This is a genomic window from Sphingobium naphthae (assembly GCF_043589935.1).
GTDB classification, from domain to species: domain Bacteria; phylum Pseudomonadota; class Alphaproteobacteria; order Sphingomonadales; family Sphingomonadaceae; genus Sphingobium; species Sphingobium naphthae_A.
In genome coordinates this window covers 2,125,271-2,145,690 of the sequence record NZ_CP171454.1, presented here as the reverse complement: position 1 = coordinate 2,145,690, position 20,420 = coordinate 2,125,271, and the positions used below count along the sequence as shown (strand labels likewise).

At 63.0% G+C, this 20,420-nt stretch carries 20 protein-coding genes and 1 pseudogene; 12 read left to right on the top strand and 9 right to left on the bottom strand.

Going from position 1 to position 20,420, the window contains the following annotated elements; translation table 11 throughout:
- The 3 genes from ACGGKE_RS10650 to ACGGKE_RS10640 form a co-directional block, all read right to left on the bottom strand.
- Nucleotides 1–1,377: an NAD-dependent succinate-semialdehyde dehydrogenase gene (locus ACGGKE_RS10650; RefSeq protein WP_394437681.1), complete on the bottom strand. Its 1,377-nt coding sequence runs from the start codon at nucleotides 1,375–1,377 to the stop codon at nucleotides 1–3.
- A gap of 38 nt (nucleotides 1,378–1,415) precedes the next feature.
- Nucleotides 1,416–2,174, bottom strand: a complete 759-nt coding sequence (locus ACGGKE_RS10645; RefSeq protein ID WP_127691736.1) for a hypothetical protein — start codon at nucleotides 2,172–2,174, stop codon at nucleotides 1,416–1,418.
- A gap of 422 nt (nucleotides 2,175–2,596) precedes the next feature.
- Nucleotides 2,597–3,475 (bottom strand): LysR family transcriptional regulator, encoded by an 879-nt coding sequence (locus ACGGKE_RS10640; protein WP_062344839.1) that lies wholly within the window; start codon nucleotides 3,473–3,475, stop codon nucleotides 2,597–2,599.
- Nucleotides 3,476–3,684: 209 nt separating this feature from the next.
- Between ACGGKE_RS10640 and ACGGKE_RS10635 the strand changes: the two genes are divergently transcribed.
- From ACGGKE_RS10635 to ACGGKE_RS10595, 9 genes are all read left to right on the top strand, one after another.
- Nucleotides 3,685–4,380: a type 1 glutamine amidotransferase domain-containing protein gene (locus ACGGKE_RS10635; protein WP_199556351.1), complete on the top strand. Its 696-nt coding sequence runs from the start codon at nucleotides 3,685–3,687 to the stop codon at nucleotides 4,378–4,380.
- A complete protein-coding gene (locus ACGGKE_RS10630) occupies nucleotides 4,380–4,838 on the top strand; it encodes a VOC family protein (protein ID WP_037543870.1) in 459 nt (152 codons plus the stop codon). Before ACGGKE_RS10635 ends, ACGGKE_RS10630 begins: the two co-directional genes overlap by 1 nt.
- The gene (locus ACGGKE_RS10625; RefSeq protein WP_394441904.1) at nucleotides 4,838–5,944 is read left to right on the top strand and encodes an NADH:flavin oxidoreductase/NADH oxidase; all 1,107 of its coding nucleotides are present in this window, start codon (nucleotides 4,838–4,840) and stop codon (nucleotides 5,942–5,944) included. Before ACGGKE_RS10630 ends, ACGGKE_RS10625 begins: the two co-directional genes overlap by 1 nt.
- Nucleotides 5,941–7,092 (top strand): L-dopachrome tautomerase-related protein, encoded by a 1,152-nt coding sequence (locus ACGGKE_RS10620; protein WP_394437677.1) that lies wholly within the window; start codon nucleotides 5,941–5,943, stop codon nucleotides 7,090–7,092. The genes ACGGKE_RS10625 and ACGGKE_RS10620 overlap by 4 nt, the downstream gene beginning before the upstream one ends.
- 76 nt (nucleotides 7,093–7,168) lie before the next feature.
- Nucleotides 7,169–7,909 carry an SDR family oxidoreductase gene (locus ACGGKE_RS10615; protein WP_394437675.1) on the top strand — a complete coding sequence of 247 codons (741 nt, stop codon included), beginning with the start codon at nucleotides 7,169–7,171 and terminating at the stop codon, nucleotides 7,907–7,909.
- A 110-nt stretch (nucleotides 7,910–8,019) separates the two neighbouring features.
- Nucleotides 8,020–8,313 carry a putative quinol monooxygenase gene (locus tag ACGGKE_RS10610; protein ID WP_017503034.1) on the top strand — a complete coding sequence of 98 codons (294 nt, stop codon included), beginning with the start codon at nucleotides 8,020–8,022 and terminating at the stop codon, nucleotides 8,311–8,313.
- A gap of 110 nt (nucleotides 8,314–8,423) precedes the next feature.
- Complete coding sequence (locus tag ACGGKE_RS10605; protein ID WP_394437673.1) at nucleotides 8,424–8,834, top strand: heme-binding protein; 411 nt, start codon at nucleotides 8,424–8,426, stop codon at nucleotides 8,832–8,834.
- Between the two features lie 306 nt (nucleotides 8,835–9,140).
- Nucleotides 9,141–10,280 (top strand): glutathione-independent formaldehyde dehydrogenase, encoded by a 1,140-nt coding sequence (locus tag ACGGKE_RS10600; protein WP_394437671.1) that lies wholly within the window; start codon nucleotides 9,141–9,143, stop codon nucleotides 10,278–10,280.
- A gap of 31 nt (nucleotides 10,281–10,311) precedes the next feature.
- Nucleotides 10,312–10,881 carry a type 1 glutamine amidotransferase domain-containing protein gene (locus ACGGKE_RS10595; protein WP_125989230.1) on the top strand — a complete coding sequence of 190 codons (570 nt, stop codon included), beginning with the start codon at nucleotides 10,312–10,314 and terminating at the stop codon, nucleotides 10,879–10,881.
- A gap of 256 nt (nucleotides 10,882–11,137) precedes the next feature.
- Here ACGGKE_RS10595 and ACGGKE_RS10590 read toward each other — a convergent pair whose 3' ends face one another.
- The 3 genes from ACGGKE_RS10590 to ACGGKE_RS10580 all read right to left on the bottom strand — a co-directional run bounded on the left by ACGGKE_RS10590 (nucleotide 11,138) and on the right by ACGGKE_RS10580 (nucleotide 16,358).
- On the bottom strand, nucleotides 11,138–13,726 hold the full coding sequence (locus ACGGKE_RS10590; RefSeq protein WP_394441901.1) for an excinuclease ABC subunit A: 2,589 nt from the start codon (nucleotides 13,724–13,726) through the stop codon (nucleotides 11,138–11,140).
- Nucleotides 13,727–14,189: 463 nt separating this feature from the next.
- A complete protein-coding gene (locus tag ACGGKE_RS10585) occupies nucleotides 14,190–15,299 on the bottom strand; it encodes an S-(hydroxymethyl)glutathione dehydrogenase/class III alcohol dehydrogenase (RefSeq protein WP_394437668.1) in 1,110 nt (369 codons plus the stop codon).
- A 69-nt stretch (nucleotides 15,300–15,368) separates the two neighbouring features.
- Nucleotides 15,369–16,358 carry a zinc-dependent alcohol dehydrogenase family protein gene (locus tag ACGGKE_RS10580; RefSeq protein WP_394437666.1) on the bottom strand — a complete coding sequence of 330 codons (990 nt, stop codon included), beginning with the start codon at nucleotides 16,356–16,358 and terminating at the stop codon, nucleotides 15,369–15,371.
- A 138-nt stretch (nucleotides 16,359–16,496) separates the two neighbouring features.
- Between ACGGKE_RS10580 and ACGGKE_RS10575 the strand changes: the two genes are divergently transcribed.
- The gene (locus tag ACGGKE_RS10575) at nucleotides 16,497–17,075 is read left to right on the top strand and encodes a TetR/AcrR family transcriptional regulator (RefSeq protein WP_394437664.1); all 579 of its coding nucleotides are present in this window, start codon (nucleotides 16,497–16,499) and stop codon (nucleotides 17,073–17,075) included.
- Between the two features lie 76 nt (nucleotides 17,076–17,151).
- The gene (locus ACGGKE_RS10570) at nucleotides 17,152–17,844 is read left to right on the top strand and encodes an aldo/keto reductase (protein ID WP_394437662.1); all 693 of its coding nucleotides are present in this window, start codon (nucleotides 17,152–17,154) and stop codon (nucleotides 17,842–17,844) included.
- Nucleotides 17,845–17,940: 96 nt separating this feature from the next.
- Here ACGGKE_RS10570 and ACGGKE_RS10565 read toward each other — a convergent pair.
- Nucleotides 17,941–18,261 (bottom strand): annotated as a pseudogene (locus tag ACGGKE_RS10565) (ATP-binding protein); the annotation flags it as partial.
- A gap of 125 nt (nucleotides 18,262–18,386) precedes the next feature.
- On the opposite strand from ACGGKE_RS10565, the gene ACGGKE_RS10560 reads away from it, so the two are divergent.
- Nucleotides 18,387–18,608: a hypothetical protein gene (locus ACGGKE_RS10560; protein WP_394437660.1), complete on the top strand. Its 222-nt coding sequence runs from the start codon at nucleotides 18,387–18,389 to the stop codon at nucleotides 18,606–18,608.
- Between the two features lie 38 nt (nucleotides 18,609–18,646).
- On the opposite strand, the gene ACGGKE_RS10555 is transcribed toward ACGGKE_RS10560, so the two are convergent.
- Nucleotides 18,647–18,853, bottom strand: a complete 207-nt coding sequence (locus ACGGKE_RS10555; RefSeq protein ID WP_394437658.1) for a DUF465 domain-containing protein — start codon at nucleotides 18,851–18,853, stop codon at nucleotides 18,647–18,649.
- 59 nt (nucleotides 18,854–18,912) lie between these two features.
- On the bottom strand, nucleotides 18,913–20,328 hold the full coding sequence (locus tag ACGGKE_RS10550; protein ID WP_394437656.1) for a phospholipase D-like domain-containing protein: 1,416 nt from the start codon (nucleotides 20,326–20,328) through the stop codon (nucleotides 18,913–18,915).
- Between the last annotated feature and the right edge of the window lie 92 nt (nucleotides 20,329–20,420).

Here is a 20,420-nt window from a genome sequence, read left to right as displayed (position 1 = left end):
TCAGCCGATCTTGATCGACTTGACGTTCACGAACTCCTTCAGTCCTTCTGGACCATGTTCGCGGCCGTAGCCGGACGTTTTGACGCCTCCGAATGGCAAATCTGGCGATGCCACGTCGAAGGTGTTGATGAAGATCATGCCGGTGTCGAAATACTTCGCAGCCAGTTCGCGCGCGCGGTCGACGTCTCGGCTGAATATACCGCCGCCGAGGCCGTAGCGGCTGTCATTGGCGATGCGCATCGCATCCTCGTCATCCTTCGCCCGAATGATAGAAGCGGCCGGTCCGAACAGCTCGTCGTCATAGGCAGGCTGCCCGGGGGCCACGTCGACAAGGACAGTCGCGGGATAGAACCACCCGGTGCGGTCTGGAACCTCGCCGCCGACTAGCACGCGTGCGCCCTTGGCGACGCTTTCTTCCACCTGCTTGTGGAGCTGATCCCTCTGGGCTTCGCTCACGAGGGGGCCGAGCTTCTTGGCGTCGTCGGTGGGATCTCCCATTTCGATGGCGCGGAACTTGTCGACATAGCCTTCGACAAAGGCGTCGTGGTTCTTCTCGGTGACGATGAAGCGCTTGGCGTTCACGCACGTCTGGCCATTGTTGTAGATGCGGCCTGCGACGCAGGTCTCAATCGCAAGATCGAGGTCGGCATCGTCGAGAATGAGGTAGGCATCATTCGAGCCGAGTTCGAGCACGGTCTTCTTGACCAGTTCACCCGCCTTGGCGGCCACGGCGCGGCCCGCCCGATCGCTACCCGTCAGAGTTATCCCACGCACGAGATCATTCTCGATGATCTTGTCCGATTGCTCATGCGAGATGATCAGGACGCCGAACAGGCCCTTGGGAAGCCCAGCGCGTTCGTAGAGATCGCGGAGGAACAGGCCGCTGCCCGTGCAACTCTCAGCATGCTTTAGCAGGACTCCGTAGCCGGCCATCAGACTGGCGATGGAATATCGCACCGCTTGATAAGCCGGGAAATTCCACGGTTGAATGCCGTAGATCACGCCGATCGGCGCATGGACGACATAGGCGGTGGCGCCCTCTGCTGAGCGTTCCTCGTCGGCCAGCACCTTGGGACCATGTTCGGCCGTATAGTCACAGATCGCCGCCACGAGATCGACCTCGCTGCGGCTGTCGCTGATGAGTTTTCCCACCTCTCGCGTCATCAACTGCGCAAATTCCTCCTTGGAAGCCCGGAGAGCCTGGCCAATCGCGCCCATGACCTCGGCGCGGTCGTCGAGACTGCGAAGGCGCCACTCCAGAAACGCCTCGTGGCTCGCCTTCACGGTTGCCGCAGCCTCCTCGTCTGACATGAGCGGGTAAGTAGCGATCACTTCCTCGGAGAGAGGATTGATCGTGCGGACAGTCTTATCGCTCATAGGGTCGAATTTCCTGATTGATGGACGGCGCGGTGACGTCAGCCGTGGCGCGATCGGTGATGGTCCAGAGTGTCTCGAACGTCGGATAGAGCTTGGGTGATCTCGTCACGCCAACCACCGGGAGGCAGTTCGCGTACGGCGGAGTGAGCGGCGCAGACGATCGGTGTGTCCGCCCAACTTTCCGCGAGCCCACTGGCCCATTCGGCGAAGTCGTCGGCGGCCCCAGGGCGTGCCTGCAACGCCTTCTCCAACTTGGGATGAAATCGCATGCGAGATTGGGGCAGTATGTGGCCAAGGACACCGGGTGCCGCCAGCACCATGAGCGTGTCGTCGACGTGCACGATGCGACTTTTCCGATGGCGCACTAGGACGGATGCTGCATGGACGCTGTCGTCATCGGCGACCAGATCGAGACCTGCCGGGATCTCGAATTCCAACTCTTCGAAAGCTGCCTGCGTGGCGCGCGCTTCGATGATAGTTCTTTCCCACGGCAATTCTGGCGCCTGCTCGCGGTGTCGCTGCGTCCCGAACAGACGCGCTTTCGGTGCCAACTTATGGGCGGCTTGGCAGTGCAGCGTGTGGAAGGGATGGACATTGATGATTGCGTCGATCGCGTCGCCATTATCGGTCAATGCAAGAAGGCCGTCGCGATCCTCGCCACTGACCTCATAGCTATCTATGAGCAGGAAGCGCCCGGTCGGGCGGCGAATGAGGGACATCTGCGTGCCGACGTCGATCAAGCCTGCAATCCTGAACGTGCCCCGAAAATTCCAGAAGTCGTCAGCTAGTTGCTTCAAGGGCTTTATCTCCGCTCGTTCGTGTCCGACGCGTGTTACAAGCCGTCTATTGGCACAAGTGCGGAAGAAGTTGGTGGTTCCGCTCTCCCGGCCTCGACAGCGAGGAAATCAAGGCAGAAGGGAAGTTTTGACGGACCGATTGCAGTGACGGCGGGACTGCGTTCCACGCGACCCGTCCAGCGCCCTTCAGGTGTAGATTTTCCGGTTCCGACCAAGATGCGTCGTTCGCCGGTCGCGCTTTCAACGACAGCTTCTACCAAAACCTGCCGCTCGGTCGCCGTGAAACCGTCTGGCAGCAATGGGCCCTAAATTCGGACGTTCGGCCTTGTAGCCGACGATCCCGAAAGCCGCCATTCGTTTCGCCAGCGCTCAACTGGTTCAGACCCGACATTGCGCTCACGGCCCAACAGGCGTGGCCACCATTATTTTCGGAGTGCAGCAATCAGGGCGTCCCGAGCCATGGCCACGCGCGGGTGTCGCAGCGATGAGCGTGCCCAGACGAGGTAGTAAGCGTTGCGCGGCACCGTGACCGGGGCAGGTATCTCGATCAGCGTGCAGGCAGCGCGTTCGCTGCGGGTGAGATAGCCGGGCATCACCGTCCAGCCGAGACCCGCGCACAATCCCGACCGTAGCACCCTCAGATCGGGCGCGGTCAACGCGGGCTGGCTCGTCAGCTCGATCTGGTTTGCATGGAGCCAGGTACGCAGCAGCGGTCGGTCGAGGTCGTAGGCGAGGTGGGCCGTCCGGTTGAGCCCGTCGGCAAGCGGCAATTCGGCAATCCGCATGGCCACGGCGGGCGAGGCTACGGCGCGCAGGTGCTCTTCGCCCAGCGCATGAAAGGCCAACCGCGGATCTTCGGGCTGCGAGGCGGTGACGGCTAGGTGCACCTTGTCTTCGAGCAGCAAGGCATAGAGCGCCTCGCGCCCGCCGATATGCAGGCGCAGGTCTAGCCCCGCATCCAGCAGCGGCGCCAGTCGGGGCGCGATCATCTCTCCCAGTAGGTCCGACGGCGCGGCGATGTGGACCGTGCCCGAGATGCGCGACGATCGGGCCCGCGCGCTGGCCAGTGCCGATTCCGCCGTGTCGAGGCTGCTTCCGATCGAAGCCGCGAGATCGTCGGCAATCGCTGTTGGTCGAACACCCCGCGAATGGCGATCGAACAAGGGACGGCCCAATTGCGCCTCGAGCGATGCGATGTGCTGCGACGCAGCCGGTTGGGTGATGCCGATTGCCCGGGCCGCCTCGCTCAGTGAACGACGGCGGTAGACTTCGACGAAGGTGCGCAACTGCAGGAGGGACATTCCGGTTCCATAACCGGATTTATGGCCGTCCGCCATTCCCGCTGGATTTCATGATGCCGTTCCCTGCGTATCTAAGCCGCCGAAAGGAACGATCGAAGCAAAATCGCCGCCAATTGCTCCAAGCCCTCACCGCTCTCCTGGTGGCGGGCGCGGCGCCGGCGGGTGCGTTTGCTCGTGTTCCCGACATCACTAGAAAAGGACAACTGACGATGACCCGCATTCTCATGGTGGCCACCTCCGCCGACCGCATGACTCCCGGCACCGAACCGACGGGCGTCTGGCTCGAGGAACTTACCACCCCGTACTACGCGTTCCGCGATGCGGGCGCCGAGGTTACGCTGGCCTCGATCAAGGGTGGCGCCATCCCCGTCGACCAGCGTAGCGTCAACGCCGACGGCGAGAACGACGCTTCGGTCGAGCGCTATCTGAAGGACGAGGCCCTGAAGGCCGAGGTTGCCAGCACCCTTGTATTCACAAGCATCGATCCCGCCGGCTACGACGCGCTGTTCCTGCCGGGCGGCCACGGCACCATGTTCGATTACCCCGTCAGTGACGAACTGGCCCGCCTGGTCGAACGCTTCGACCGCGAAGGCAAGATCGTCGCCGCCGTCTGCCATGGACCGGCAGGGCTGGTCTCGGCGACGAAGGCCGATGGCACGCCCTTCGTCGCCGGCCGCCGTGTCGCGGGCTTCACGGACAGCGAGGAACGCGCGGTCGGTCTCGATCAGGCGGTGCCGTTCCTCCTCGAAACGCGTCTCAAGGAACTCGGCGGCAAGCACGAGGGCGGCCCCGATTTTGCCCCCTTCGCCCTGCGCGACGGCAATCTGGTGACCGGCCAGAACCCCGCCAGCGCTACCCTCACCGCAGAGCTCGTGATGGAAGCCCTCAAGGACAAGGTCGCCTGATCATGCGCTATCTCCACACCATGCTGCGCGTCGCCGATCCCGAGGCAGCGATCCGGTTCTTCACGCTGCTGGGTCTCAAGGAGACCCGGCGCATGGAGAACCAGGCCGGGCGTTACACGCTGATCTACCTTGCCGCCGACGAGGATTTCCGCGGCGACGGCGAGCAGGGCGATGCCGAGGTCGAACTGACGTACAACTGGCCGCCCGAGGACGGCAGCGCTGCCGAGACTTACACGGGGGGCAGAAACTTCGGCCATCTCGCCTACGGGGTCGACGACATCTACGAGACGTGCGCGCGGCTGCAAGCGGGCGGCGTGACGATCAATCGCCCCCCGCGCGACGGATACATGGCGTTCGTCCGCTCGCCGGACGGGATCTCGATCGAACTGCTCCAAAAAGGCGAACACATGGCCCCGGCCGAACCCTGGGCCTCCATGCCCAACACGGGCGCATGGTGATGGCGCGCCTGTTCGAACCGCTCGAGGTCGCGGGGCTGCGGCTTGCCAACCGCATCGTTATCGCGCCGATGTGCCAGTATTCTGCCGAGGACGGCGCGATGACCGATTGGCACCGGATGCATCTCGGCCAGTTGGCGCTGTCGGGCGCGGGCGCGCTGACGATAGAGGCGACCGCTGTCAGCCCCGAAGGTCGCATCACCTACGGTGACGTCGGCCTGTACGATGACCGTACCGAAGCGGCGATGCTAAGCGTGCTAGAAAGCGTCCGTCAGTGGTCGGACATGCCGCTCGTCATCCAGCTGGCCCATGCCGGCCGCAAGGCGAGCAGCGCCAAGCCGTGGCACGGCGGAGCGCAGCTTCCCCCCGATACGGAGAATGGCTGGCAGACCGTGGCACCCAGCGCCATTCCCTTCGCTCCGGACGACCATCCCCCTGTCGAACTGGACAAGTTAGGGCTTGCCCGCATCCGGGAGGGGTTCGCGGATGCCGCGCGGCGCGCCGGCAGGCTCGGCATCGAAGCCGTCCAGATCCACGCCGCGCATGCCTATCTGCTTCACGAGTTTCTTTCGCCGATCTCCAACCGGCGCGGCGACGAATACGGCGGCAGCCTCGACAACCGGATGCGGTTCCCGCTGGAAGTGTTCGATGCCGTGCGCGAATCGTTTCCGGCCGACCGCCCGGTGACCGTTCGCGTTTCCGGGACTGACTGGGTTGAAGGCGGCTGGACCGCGGAAGAAACCGCAAGGTTTGCGCAGGAACTGGAGCGGCGCGGTTGCGCGGCGATCCACGTCTCCGGCGGCGGGCTCGACCCGCGCCAGCAGATCCCGGTCGGCCCCGGCTATCAGGTACCGCTGGCCCGCACGGTCAAGGACGCGGTCGCTATGCCTGTAATCGCTGTCGGCTTGATCACCGATCCGCACCAGGCGGAGCGCATCCTAGAAGACGGGCATGCCGACGCCATAGCGATTGCCCGCGCTGCGCTGTGGGATCCGCGTTGGGCCTGGCACGCCGCCGCCGCGCTTGGTGCATCGGTCAAGGCGCCCCCGCAATATTTCCGGTCCGAGCCTCACGAAGTGGGCCGCATTCTCAAGGAAATGACGCCATGAAAATCTCCGTCAAACTGCTTCTTGCCGCGGGCGCTGCCCTCTCGCTTACCGCCTGCGCGACCACTCGCGACGGTGCATCCGCGCCGCAAATCGAACAGGTCGCGACCTTCGATGGCGCGATGCCGACGGGCGTGACCATCGCCCCCAACGGGCGCATCTTCGTCAACTTTCCGCAATGGGGCGACAACGCGCCGTTCACGGTTGCCGAACTGGTCGACGGCAAGGCGGTGCCTTATCCCGATGCCGCGACCAACCGGCCCGATCCGGCCGACCCGGCGGGGCATTTCATCTCGGTGCAGAGCGTGGTGGCTGACGGCGCCAATCGCTTGTGGGTGCTCGACACGGCTGCTCCCAATTTCTCTCAGCCGCAGGCCGGCGGTGCAAAACTGGTGGCGATCGATCTTGCGACCGACCGGGTGGTGAAGACGATCGTCCTGCCGCCCAGCGTGGTGCTGCCCACGACCTACCTCAACGACGTGCGCTTCGATCTGCGTCAGGGCGCCGAAGGCGTCGCCTACATCACCGACAGCAGCAACGCTGGTGTCGGCGGCATCATCGTCGTCGATATCGCCAGCGGGCGTGCGATCCGGCGCCTGTCGAACCATGCGACGACCAACCCGGAGCCCGGCTTCACCCCGGTTGTCGACGGCGCGGTGCTCATGAACCGCCCGGCCGACGGCCCCGCGACGCCGGTCGCGATCGCAAGCGACGCGATTGCGCTCAGCGCCGACGGCAGCCTGCTGTATTACGGTCCACTGTCGGGCCGCACGCTGCACGCGGTGCCCACGGCGATGCTGCGCGATCCCGCGGTGTCCGAGGAGGAGTTGGGCCGCGCGGTCCGCAGCCTGGGGCGCAAAGGCGCCTCGGACGGGATTGCCGAAGACGACCGGGGCCGCGTGTTCGCCGGCGACTACGAGAACAACGCGATCCGCGTGCTCGACCAGGGCCGCTGGACGACGGTGGTGAGCGACCCCCGCATCAGCTGGCCCGACACACTGTCGATCGGCACCGGCGGCTATCTCTACTTCACCGCCAACCAGCTCCACCGCCAACCCGGCTTCCACGGCGGGCGGGATTTGCGCCGCAAGCCTTACGAGCTGCTCCGCATCCGGGTGGGCGCCGGGCCCGTCCTCTTGCGCTCGCGGTGACCCCATCAGCCCGGGCAGGCTCGCGCGGGGCCGCGATCCGGCGAAAAATCAACAACTGACTTGAAGGAATACAGACATGACAAAGGGTATCGAAGGCAAGGTTGTTCTCATCACCGGCGGCAGCACCGGCATCGGCGCGGAAACCGCGCGGCTTCTCGCCGAACGCGGTGCGAAGGTCGCCATCGCCGCACGGCGCAAGGACAAGCTCGACGAGGTCGTCGCGCAGATCGCCGAGAACGGCGGAACGGCACGCGCCTATGCGCTCGACGTCACCGACAAGTCGGCGGTCCAGTCCGTCGTCGCCGCCATCGTCGCCGACTTCGGCCGTCTCGACGTACTGATCAACAACGCCGGTCTGATGCCGATCCGTCCGATGGCCGAGGTCAACACCGACGAGTGGGAGCAGATGATCGACGTCAATCTGAAGGGCACGCTCTACGGCATCGCTGCGGCCCTTCCCGGCTTTCTCGAGCAGGGCAGCGGTCACATCATCAACTTGAGCTCGGTTGCGGGCATCAAGGTCTTCGCACCGGGCGGCACGGTCTATTCCGGCACCAAGTTCGCCGTCAGCGCGATCAGCGAGGGCTTGCGCCACGAGGTGGGGGAAAAGGTCCGGGTCACGTCAATCGAGCCTGGAGCTGTCGAAAGCGATTTGAAGTTCACGACCTCTGGCGCGGCTGCCAAGACGGTGCTGGACTTCTACAAACAGGCCATCCCGGCGGCATCGGTGGCGCGTGCTATCGCGTTCGCTGTCGAACAACCTGATGACGTCGACGTCAACGCGATCGTCATCCGGCCGACCGCACAGCAATTCTGATTTCGACCAGGAGGCGGGGCCGCCTGTGCTTCGCCTCATGGGGAACGACCGGCCCGCTCGTCCGTTACTTTGCCGAATAACATCTGCCCGTTTCACTTGGGGAGTCATTTATGCCCAAACTTGCCCTGTATGTACCACTGAAGGCCAAGCCCGGAAAAGAGCGTGATGTCGCCAATTTCCTGACCTCGGCATTGCCGCTCGTTCAAGCTGAGGCGGGCACTCTGACCTGGTATGCGATCGAGGAAGGTCCCGGTGCGTACGCGATCTTCGATACGTTCGACACAGAGGAGGATCGGCAGGCCCATCTCGACGGCAAGGTTGCCGCCGCATTGATGGACAAGGCAGACGAACTGTTTTCCGAACCGCCGCAGATTCACAAGTTCACCTTGCTGGCCGCGAAATAGCGGAAGCAGTCGGCACCCTAGCGCGTCGCTCTCATCGCCCGCGCGGGGGAAACACGCGCGCGGCGGCGTGCGTCGAGCGGTTTTCCCCGGACTGGCCACGGAGACACGCCATGCACACCATCCAGACGCTCGACGCGCGGACGATCATCGATGCGGGGATCGCGGAGGCCGAACGGATCGGCAACCCGACGAACATCGCGGTGGTGGACGCGAGCGGCTGCCTGCTGGCGTTCGCGCGGATGGACGATGCGTGGCGCGGCAGCGTCGACATCGCGATCGGCAAGGCGTGGACGGCGCGCGCGTTCGACGTCGAGACCAAGGCGCTGGCGAAGCTCGCCCAGCCGGGCGCCGACCTCTACGGCATCCATGCCTCCAACGGCGGCAAGGTGATGATCTTCGCCTGTGGCATGCCGATCAAGGAGGGCGAGACGGTGATCGGCGCGGTGGGCGTGTCGGGCGGCACCGGCAAGCAGGACGAGAGCGTGGCCGAGGCAGCGGCGCAGGCGTTCGCGCGCGGCTGAGCCTTGGAGCGCGGCGCCGGCTCAGTCGGCGGCGGCGCTCGGGCGCCGGGCGCCGGGCGTGCCTCCCGCGCGGCGCGGGTCGCCTCCATTTAGCGCGTTATTCGGCTGTTCTGGCCCAGTTATTCAGAAAACCGCAATAAATCGATCCCGGGACGGCCATACGGGTAGGAACCTCTCAGATGGCAGAAGGTTCAGGAAACTGAGATCACTTGGAAGGGTGCGATGTCGTCCGCCGTTGCGATGGACCGGATCACCAAGCTGTCGATTTGATGACGCGTTGAGAAGAGCTGCGAAAGGAAAAGATCCGTGAAAGCTGTCGTGTACAACGGGCCCAAAGATGTTTCTGTCAGCACCATCGATGATCCCAAGATCGAAAAGCAGACCGATGTTATCATCCGGCTGACCACGACCAATATCTGCGGGTCGGACCTTCACATGTATGAGGGCCGTACCAGCTTCGAGAAGGGCAGGGTCTTCGGTCACGAAAACCTTGGCGAGGTCATCGAAGTCGGCTCTGCGGTAGATCGTATCAAGAAGGGCGATCGCGTGTGCATGCCGTTCAATGTCGGTTGCGGTTTCTGCGAAAATTGCGAACGCGGTTTGACGGGTTTCTGCCTCACCACCAACCCTGGAACCGCCGGCGCAGCGTATGGCTTTGCCGAGATGGGTCCGTGGCAAGGTGGTCAGGCCGAGTTGATGCGCGTTCCTTATGCGGACTTCAATTGTCTGAAACTGCCTGAGGACGCTGAGGAGAAGGAGGATGACTATGTCATGCTCTCCGACATCTTCCCCACCGGTTGGCATGGCGTCGAACTGTCGGGTTTCCTGCCTGGCGAAAGGATCGCGATCTACGGCGCCGGTCCGGTCGGTTTGATGGCCGCGCACTCAGCCGAGATCCGCGGTGCCTCTCAGATCTTCGTGGTCGATTCTCACGATGACCGCCTGAAACTGGCCAAGGCGATGGGCGCTATTCCGATCGACATGCGCAAGGGCGATCCCGCCCAGCAGATCCTTGACGCGACCAGCGGCCTCGGGACCGACCGCGGGGTCGAGGCGGTCGGGTATCAGTGTTGCGATCGCCACGGCAAGGAGCGCAGCAACTACACGATGAACTGCCTCGTCAAAAGCACGAAGGCCACCGGCGGAATCGGCGTCGTCGGCGTGTTCATTCCGGAAGACCCGAACGCGCCCGACGATCTCCAGAAGGAAGGCAAGATGGCGTTCGACTTCGGCAACTTCTGGTTCAAGGGCCAGAAGATCGGCACCGGCCAGTGCAATGTAAAGCACTACAACCGGCGACTGATGAAGCTTATCGAGCAAGGCCGGGCCAATCCTGCCCAAATCATCTCGCACCGACTGCCGCTTGATCAGGCACCAGACGCCTACAAGCATTTTGACGAGCGCGACGCTGGCTGGACGAAGGTCGTGCTCAAGCCGGGCACCTGACCTTAGTCTTCGACGGAATAGGAAATAAATTATGACTTTGGAAGGCAAATCCATTGCCATTCTGATCGCACCCCGTGGGACGGAAGAACCAGAATTCTCGAAGCCCAAGCAAGCTGTCGAGGACGCTGGTGGCAAAGTGACCGTGGTCAGTTTTGAACCGGGCAAGGCTCGCACAGTCAATGGCGATCTTGACGAGGGCGCCAGCTATACTATCGACAAGACGTTTTCCGAGGTGAAAGCCGACGATTTTGACGGACTTGTTGTGCCCGGAGGGACTGTCGGTGCCGACAAGCTGCGCGGCAGCGTCGAGGCAATTGCTTTCATCCGGGCTTTCTTCGATCAGAAAAAACCTGTTGCGGCTATATGCCATGCACCTTGGACATTGATCGAGGCGGGCGTGCTTGAGGGTCGCACCTTGACGTCCTACCCGACGCTGAAGGTCGATATCGAGAACGCCGGCGGTGCATGGACCAATGAGGAAGTCGTGGTCGACAACGGCCTTGTTACCAGCCGCGATCCCAATGATTTGCCCGCCTTCTGCGCCAAACTCGTTGAGGAAATCGCAGAAGGTGTCGGCGCAGCGCCCGCAGCAGGGAATTAAGGCGGGGCGTTTCGACGAACCATGTGAGGGCCCTCTCCCTGGAGAAGGTCCGCACAAAGCAAGCGTGGCGGATGGCCAGCGATTGGCCGTCCGCCATGCCGCGTATCACACGAACACGGCGCACCTGACGGGCACCCAAACCCTAAGCCGCGTCAACCGCGGTGACACATCGCCGGCTCCCACTTCCAGATTCGACCCAACCCAACGTGTGATTGAGATGCACCTGATCGAACGTGCGTTCGGCCAGATTTACGACCTACAGCGCCGCCTTGAGATAGCGGGCGGTGAGACTGCCTTCCGCTTCCGCAACGACGCCAGGGACGCCGCTGGCAACGACACGGCCTCCATCTTCCCCGGCCCCCGGTCCCAGGTCGATGATCCAGTCGACCTGTGTGATGGCGCGCATGTCATGTTCGACGACTACGACGGTATTGCCGGCGTCTACGAGGCCCTGCAGGTGTTGCATCAGCCGATCGCCATCGGAGGGGTGAAGCCCCGAAGTTGGCTCGTCGAGGATGTAGATCGTGTTGCCGCGTTGAGCGCGTTGCAGTTCAGTCGCCAGCTTGATGCGCTGCGCCTCCCCGCCAGACAGCTCGGTCGCCGGCTGACCGAGCCTCAGATAGCCAAGACCGATCTCCCGCAACACGTCGAGGGAGCGCATCACAGATGCCTCGCCAGCGAAGAAATCGCACGCATCGTCGACCGTCAGTTCGAGCACCTGGGCGATATTGCGCCCGTTCCATTCGACTTCGAGCGTTTGCGGGTTGTAGCGAGAGCCATGACAGGTCGAGCACGGGGCAAAAACGCTCGGCAGGAACAGCAGCTCCACCATGACGTATCCCTCGCCCTCGCACACAGGGCAGCGGCCTTGCGCGACGTTGAACGAGAACCTTCCCGGACTGTAATGCCGCCGGCGGGCGAGCGGCGTATCAGCGAAGATCCGTCGCACATGGTCGAACATGCCGCTATAGGTGGACAGGTTCGAGCGCGGCGTGCGGCCGATCGGTTTCTGATCGACCCGCACCAGCCTGCGAACATGCTCCATGCCTGCGACAATGCGTCCTTCAGTGCCGTTCCCAACATCGAGCAGCGGATCAATATCCTCCTCCTCGGCCAAGGGGGAGCCGCCGAGGTGTTCCGTAACGAGCTCGGGCAGCGCCTGACTGACAAGACTGGATTTGCCCGATCCCGAAACGCCGGTGACAGCGGTGAAGCAGCCGATGGGAAACTCGACGTCGAGACCATGGAGATTGTTCCGCCTGATCCCTTCCAGGCGTAGCCATGCCTTGGGATCGCGCGGTGTGCGCTCACTGCGGAGCGGCTCTGCGAACAGGTAGCGGCGGGTGATCGAAGTCTCGACGTCGGCAAGCCCCTCTATCGGCCCGCTGTAGAGGACTTCACCGCCCTTTTCCCCGGCTCCTGGCCCAACATCGACGAGCCATTCCGCGCGGCGGATCACGTCGAGATCATGTTCGACGACGAACAGGGAGTTGCCCGCAGCCTTGAGACGCTCGAGGATGGTGAGCAAGGCTTCGCCATCTGCCGGGTGCAACCCTGCCGAAGGCTCGTCAAGCACATAGACCACGCCGAAAAGCTGTGACGACAATTGCGTGGCAAGCCGCAAGCGCTGCAGCTCTCCGGAGGAGAGCGTCGGCGTGCTGCGGTCGAGCGAAATGTAGCCAAGGCCAAGATCGATCAGTGGCTCTAGCCGCTCGATCAATTCGCAGGCAAGGCGTTGGGCGGCTATCCGCTTCTCGTCGGAGAGATTGGGCGTGCGGCGTACGTCGGGCGCGCTTTTGTGCGCAGAGCCACCCGCCGCAACCCGTTGTTCGACCGCTGCATCGCGGGCCGCTTTTTCCAGAACATGGCCCTTTGAGGGGGAGGAGACCGCCCCATACGCGCCATGCGCGACGGGCATCAGCAAGTCCTTCAGCTTGAGCACCGTCAGGTCGCCGAACTCGGCAATGTCGAGGCCGGCGAATTTGACCGACAGGGCTTCGCGCTTCAGGCGCTTGCCGTCGCAGGTCGGGCACTCGCGGCCGATGATATATTGCGAGACGCGCTTCTTCATCAGCGCGCTTTTAGTGTTGGCGAAGGTTTCCAGCACATAGCGGCGCGCGCCGGTGAAGGTGCCCTGGTAGCTCGGCTCCATGCGGCGCTTGAGCGCCGTCCGGGTCTGTTCGGGCGTCAGGCCCGCATAGACCGGCACCGTCGGCGCCTCTTCAGTGAAGAGGATCCAGTCGCGATCTTTTTTCGGCAGGTCGCGCCACGGCGTATCGACGTCATAGCCGAGCGAAACGAGGATATCGCGCAGGTTCTGGCCATGCCAGGCGGCCGGCCAGGCGGCGATCGCTCGATCGCGAATGGTGAGGCTGTCGTCAGGAACCATCGTCTCTTCGGTCGCGTCATATACGCGGCCGATGCCGTGGCAGGTCGCGCAGGCTCCCGCGACCGTGTTGGGCGAGAAATCCTCCGCATAGAGCATGGGTTGATGGCGCGGATATTCGCCGACGCGCGAATAGAGCATCCGCACCAGGCTGGAGAGCGTCGTCACGCTGCCGACCGAGGATCGCGCGTTGGCCGAGCCGCGCTGCTGCTGCAGCGCGACCGCAGGCGGCAAACCGTCGATCGCGTCGACCTCCGGCACGCCGGCCTGGTCGATCAGGCGACGGGCATAGGGCGCAACCGATTCCAGATAACGCCGCTGGGCTTCGGCATAAAGGGTGCCGAACGCGAGCGATGACTTGCCCGAGCCCGATATGCCGGTGAACACCACGAAGGCGTCGCGCGGTACATCGACGTCAATATTCTTGAGGTTATTCTGGCGCGCGCCGCGTACCTGCACGCAAGCGGGCGGCCCCGTATGCCCATAATCGGTGGCCGGCGTCGTCGCGTGAATGTCCTTGCTCTTCAATTCAGTCTTCCTGCCCTATACGCCCGTGCGGCCCGTAGTTCATCACGGTCGGGTAACAGATGAATGCATTTCCGGCTCAATACATCCAACGGCCAGGTTGGCCCGATGTTCGGCACCTTTGAAATATTTTTCCAGCATCAGACAAAGGTTACGACAAAACCATTTTTCCCGTTGGGTCGCGCGGCAAGGCCAAACACAACCCGCTGGTAAGCGCCTGGGCCAAGCGGCCCTGGTCCGTGCCGCTATCGGCATGTAACGACCGCACTTCGGCGCTTGTTACCGCATCGCCACGCGTTGCCCATTTGCCAGAGCGCGCGTCATCATGGCCGGGGTCGGGCCATGATGACGGCCGAGTTGTCGATCCGAGCGCCTCGCGCCGCTTCGGATCGGCGGGTCAGTAGTGAATGACCGTGCGGATCGACTTGCCTTCGTGCATCAGTTCGAAGGCCTCGTTGATCTCCTCCAAGCCCATCGTGTGGGTTACGAATGGGGCCAGATCGATATCGCCTCTCATCGCATCCTCGACCATGCCGGGGAGCTGTGTCCGTCCCTTGACGCCACCGAAAGCGGACCCCTTCCATACGCGGCCCGTGACGAGCTGGAATGGTCGGGTGGAGATTTCCTCGCCCGCGCCGGCAACGCCAATCACGATCGACTGACCCCAGCCACGGTGCGCTGATTCAAGCGCGGCGCGCATGACGTGGACGTTGCCGATGCACTCGAAGGTATGATCGATGCCCCAGCCCGTCATCTCGATCAGCACTTGCTGGATAGGCTTGTCATAGTCCTTGGGGTTGATGCACTCGGTCGCACCGAACTGGCGTGCCAGCTCGAACTTGGATGGATTGGTGTCGATGGCGATGATGCGACCCGCCTTCGCCTGGCGCGCACCCTGAATCGCCGCGAGGCCGATGCCGCCGAGGCCGAACACGGCGACCGAGTCTCCGGGCTGGACCTTGGCGGTATTGTGGACTGCGCCGATGCCGGTCGTGACGCCGCAGCCGAGCAGGCAGACATGTTCGGGGTTTGCCTCGGGATTGATCTTGGCGAGCGAGACTTCGGCGACGACAGTATATTCACTGAAGGTTGAACAGCCCATGTAATGATAGAGGGGCTGACCATTATACGAGAAGCGGGTGGTCCCATCGGGCATCAAGCCCTTGCCCTGCGTTTCGCGGACAGCGACGCACAGGTTGGTCTTGCCCGACAGGCAGAAGTCGCACTTGCCGCATTCGGCGGTGTAGAGCGGAATCACGTGATCGCCCGGTCCGACGCTGGTGACGCCTTCACCGACCTCGACAACGATGCCCGCGCCCTCGTGGCCCAGAACCACCGGGAAAACACCCTCCGGATCACTCCCCGCCAGCGTGTACGCGTCGGTGTGGCACACACCGGTGTGCGTCACCCGTATGAGGACTTCGCCTTTCCGGGGTAGGGCGACATCGATCTCGACGATTTCGAGTGGCTTGCCAGCCTCGAAGGCTACAGCGGCGCGAGATTTCATGTTGGGATACCCTCGTTGAGTTAAACTGATTGCTGGTGCTAGGCCGTTGCGTCAGCGCCGCTATGCCGGTCAGACCGTAACGACGACCTTGCCGATCTGGTCGTTCGATTCGAGGAAGCGGTGAGCGTCCTGGATGGCGTCGAGCGGGAAAGTGCGCGCGATCCGCGGCTTGAGCGCGCCCGATTCCAGACCCGCCGCGATGAACGCCTTGGCGCGATCGAGGGCGGCATCGTCCGAGACGATCTCGCTGTAGAGATACCCCTTGAGCGTGAGGCTCTTGCCCAGCACGGAGAACAACGGGAACGGCGTCGGTTCGCCGCTGAGCGCGCCATATTGGAGCAGGATGCCGCCGCGTGCCATGCTCTCGGTCAGCGGCTCGAACGACGGGCCTCCGACCGGATCGAGCACCACGCGCGCACCCTGACCATCGGTTATCTCCATCACCCTCGCTACCAGATCCTCTTCCCCGGTCGCGACGACATGATGTGCACCGGCATCGATCAGGGCCTGGCGCTTGGCGCCGGTACGCGTCGTCGCGATTACCGTCGCGCCGACCATCCGCGCAATCTGGAAGGCAGCAAGGCCGACGCTGCTGGAGGCAGCAGTGATGATGACGAAATCGCCCTCGCCGAGTTTCGCCTGCTCCACCAGCGCACCCCAGGCGGTGACATACTGCATCCACACGGCCGCAGCTTCCTCGAACGACAGCGCCGCCGGATGCTTGACGACGAGGCGGGCGGGCACGTTGGCGACCTCGCCATAAGTGCCCCAGCGTGCGATATCGAGCGGGGGGATGACGCTGACGGCTTCGCCTTCCGCAAACCCGGTCACGTCCGCGCCGACCGTAACGACAGTGCCGGCAGCCTCATAGCCAAGGCGGCTCGGGAACTCGGCATTCTGAAGGTAGGCATGGTTGCGGAACATCACCTCGGCGCGGTTTATGCCTATCGCCTTCACCGCGATCTGCACTTCGTCGGCCGCAGGTGCGGGTACTGCCACATCTTCAATCCTGAGGACGCTGGCGTCGCCATATTCGTGGATACGGACGATGCGGCTCATAGGAAACTCCTTGATTATTGAATGATCGTTCTGTAAGGGTGCGAACCACCAGTTTCAAGATATTATTTATCGATCGTTCCATATCGTGCACCAGAGATGACAGAGACGAGAGCCCGTCGCCGCGCAGGTCGCCCTCGTATGTTCGACACTGACACTGCGCTCGACAAGGCGGTGCGGCTGTTCTGGCAGCGCGGCTACGAGGCGACATCGATGGCCGATCTGGTGGCGGAGACTGGCGTTGCCGCCGCCAGTCTCTATGCAGCGTTTGACAACAAGGCGGGACTGTTTGCGGCGGTGATCGAGCGCTACGCCGCGACGTTCAGCGTCCACCTCTATGCACCCATCAACGATCAGGCGTTGTCCACCTACGAGGCCGTCAAAGGCCTGCTGGAACGAGCGGCGTCATCATTCTCGGAGCCTGGAACGCCGGCCGGCTGCTTCATGTATTCGGCAGCGGCAGCCGTTTCGCCGGCGTCCGCCGACATCGAATGCCTGCTGCGCGACAAGCGTATCGCGGCGGAGGCCCTCCTGATCGAGCGTCTGCAACGCGGCGCCGCGCAGGGCGAGCTTGCGGCCAACACCGATCCGGCCGTGCTGGGCAAATTCATCAATACGGTCATGGAAGGCATGTCCGTTCAGGCGCGCGACGGCGCTACGATCAACGAACTGCTCTCCATCGCCAAAATGGCACTCGATCGATGGCCGGCCGCGATATGATCGTTACATTGTGGTCATCTGCCAATCGCGCCTCCGGCGACCGAACAGTCGAACTCATCTCATAGGACGAAAGCACATGAAACACGTGACATTGCCCGGCGGGGAAGTGGTTCCTTCGATGGGTCAAGGCACCTGGAAGATGGGCGAACGTCCCGAGCGCCGATCCGATGAGATCGCCGCGCTACGCGCCGGTGTCGAACTGGGCATGACGCTCATCGATACGGCCGAAATGTACGGCGATGGCGCCGCGGAAACGCTGATCTGCGAAGCGCTCGGCGATCGTCGCGACCAGTTGTTCCTCGTCAGCAAGGCGTATCCACAGAACGCATCGCGCTCCCGCCTTGCCGGTGCGTGCGAGGCGAGCCTGAAGCGGCTCGGCACCGATCGGCTCGACCTCTACCTGCTCCACTGGCGGGGATCGGTGCCGCTCGCCGAAACGATAGAGGCAATGGAGGCGCTGAAGTCGGCAGGAAAGATTCGGCATTGGGGTGTCAGCAACCTCGATACTGACGATATGGACGAGCTTGTCGCTGCCGGTGGGGATGGCTGCGTGACCGATCAGATCCTCTACAATCTCGTCCGTCGAGGCCCTGAGTTGGACCTGTTGCCGTGGCTCGCCCAGCACAAAGTGCCAGTGATGGCGTATAGTCCCGTCGAGCAGGGACGCCTCTCAAGCCATCCCGCCCTCGACTGTCAAACGGCGTTCAAAAGGGACCCCCGATCGGCGTCGAAGAGGGACCCCTTTTCGGATATGATGTTGGTTTGTTGAAGATGGCCTTGCGCTGCGTGCGGCGGAGGGCGGGCGTAGCCCGACCGGAGGCGCGCGCAGCGCAAGATAGATTTTTGAAGGCGCCGAAGGTGGCTGTCAGCTGCGGTTTTTGAAGCGCCAGCTGTCGTTGCCCGTCTCGACGATATCGCAGTGGTGGGTGACGCGGTCGAGCAGCGCCGTGGTCATCTTGGGATCGCCGAACACGGTCGGCCATTCACCGAAGGCGAGGTTCGTGGTGATGATGACGCTGGTGCGCTCATAAAGCTTGCTGATGAGGTGGAACAGCAACTGCCCTCCCGAGCGGGCGAACGGCAGATAACCGAGCTCGTCAAGCACGATCAGGTCGAGCCGCGACAGCTGCGCCGCCAGGGTCCCGCCTTTGCCGATCCGGGTCTCCTCTTCGAGGCGTGTCACCAGCGCAGCGAAACGCTCTTTGCCGTTTCCGCCGGCAAGCGGTCGCCTTTTATGCGACGAAAGTCGAAGGATTCTCTTCAGATCGTACTTGGCCATTCTTAAGCCCGGCGATGATAAGGCTGCCCGCCATGACCCGCTCCGACGCCAATCCCGACTGGACGATCGATTTCTCAAATCACCGCGCAAGGCGCGGATCAGTCGAAATCGGCTTCGAGCCAGTCCCGAACGGCCATTTGGCCCTTACCTACTTGCATGGCCGCCCGGTGAGCCTCGAGCGCCAGTGCGAAATCGCGGGCGAGGCGCTCGAGGCCATAGATCTGGCCCAGCGCCGACGCCGGCTTGCGCCATAGCGCAGGCACGGCCAGCAACCCCGGCGCAGCAGATCAGATCAGGATCTCGAGAGCGCGTCCTTGAGACGCAGCTTTGCCTTCTTCAATTTCTGGATCACCGTGAGATCGGGCAGGGGCCGCCGCATCTCCGCTGCGATCCGCCGTTCGATTTCGGCATGCTTCGTATCCAGAGCCTGGGCATGAGCCGTTGCCATGTTCGCCTTCTCCCGTTCTGTTCTCCCCGCGCCGTGCGGAAAGGCTATCACCAGTGTTGACCTCGATTTCGAGGCTGGCTTTGCGCAGAATCAAAGTTGACGCGTTCCGTTCAGATCAGGGGTCCGATTGTCGCCAGAGCATTGCACCAGATCCGTCGATAGGCCGGCCAGGCCCTCACATCGGCGGCTGTGACCTGCTCTGCGCTCAGACAGTAATCGCGCTGCCGGGCCAGCATCGCTGCGGCGAATTGCGGATCGCGCAAAAGAATGTCGTTCTCGAAATTCAAATCGAAGCTGCGGAAATCAAGATTGGTCGATCCGAAGAATACCAGGTCTTCATCGACGGTGATGATCTTGGCATGGAGAAGACCGCCCCTGAACTCCATGATCTTCACACCGGCTCTGAGCAACGGACCATAATATGCCCGGCTTGCCGGACCCACGAACCCGGAATCGTTCCTGGCGGGGACGACGAGCGTTACATCCACGCCTGCGCGCGCAGCGCCCGCGATCGCCTCGGCCACAACGTCGCCGGGGACGAAATAGGGTGTCGTCAGCAGGATCTGCTTGCGTGCTTCGCCCACGATCCGTGATATGAGCTGAGCGGTCACACCCTTGCCCGTCGTGGGGCCGGTGCCGACGACCTGGGCGGGCATGCTCCCATCGAACGGGGGCGTCTCATAGTCCCACGGCCTGAGATCGAGAGGGTGGCACTCGAACCAGCACTGCGCGAACAGAAGATCCATCTGCCGGGCAACGGGCCCCTCGAGCCGAACCATGACATCTACCCAGGGCGCATAAAGCGGCTTGGGAGAAAAGGCAGCATCGGCGCAATTCTGGCTTCCGCAATGGCAGATGCGACCATCGATCACGCTGATCTTGCGGTGGTTACGCAGGTCCGGGCGCCGCGCGAAGATCATGGCGATCGGATTACCTATCGGCAGCGCGACCATGAGATCGATGCCGGCGTCCCAAAGAGATTTCCAGGTGCGCGACTTCAAGAATGCATGCGATCCGATCTGATCGACGCCAGCCCGCACCTTGACCCCGCGCCGGGCCGCACGGATCAGCGCATCCGCAACGCTCCGCCCGGTCTCATCGTCGAGCCAGATATAATAGAAGACATGGACGAAAGCGCGGGCTTGATCGATGTCGGCGATCAGGCGAGCACGCTGCGCGTCCGGACTATCGAGAAGCTCGGCGCGATTGCCCCGTGTCACCCCGAAGCCGTTTATGGCCCGCGCAAATTGTGCAGCTGCTCCCAGCTCACCGATACCGCTGCCATCGCCACTCGAAAGCACCATGTCCCGTGTCGCGGCTTCTGCGGCGCGGTGGGCGGCACCCTCCTTTCCTCCAAAACGGATCTGACCATAGAGATAGTAAAAGATTGGCCCTGCAATCGGGAGAAGCAGCAGGGCGAGGACCCAGGCTATACGCGAGGTCGAATTAAGGTCGTCGCGCAGCAGCGCATGAACGAGAAAGGTGAGAAACAGCGCCGCATGCAGTATTGCAAGGGCTGCCGCCATGGTCACGACTTGCCTCGTGCACCAGACGTCTTCTCCGGAAAAGCGCCGGCGGCGTCATCGGGGGCGATCAACCCGTCAACCAAGACCGATCG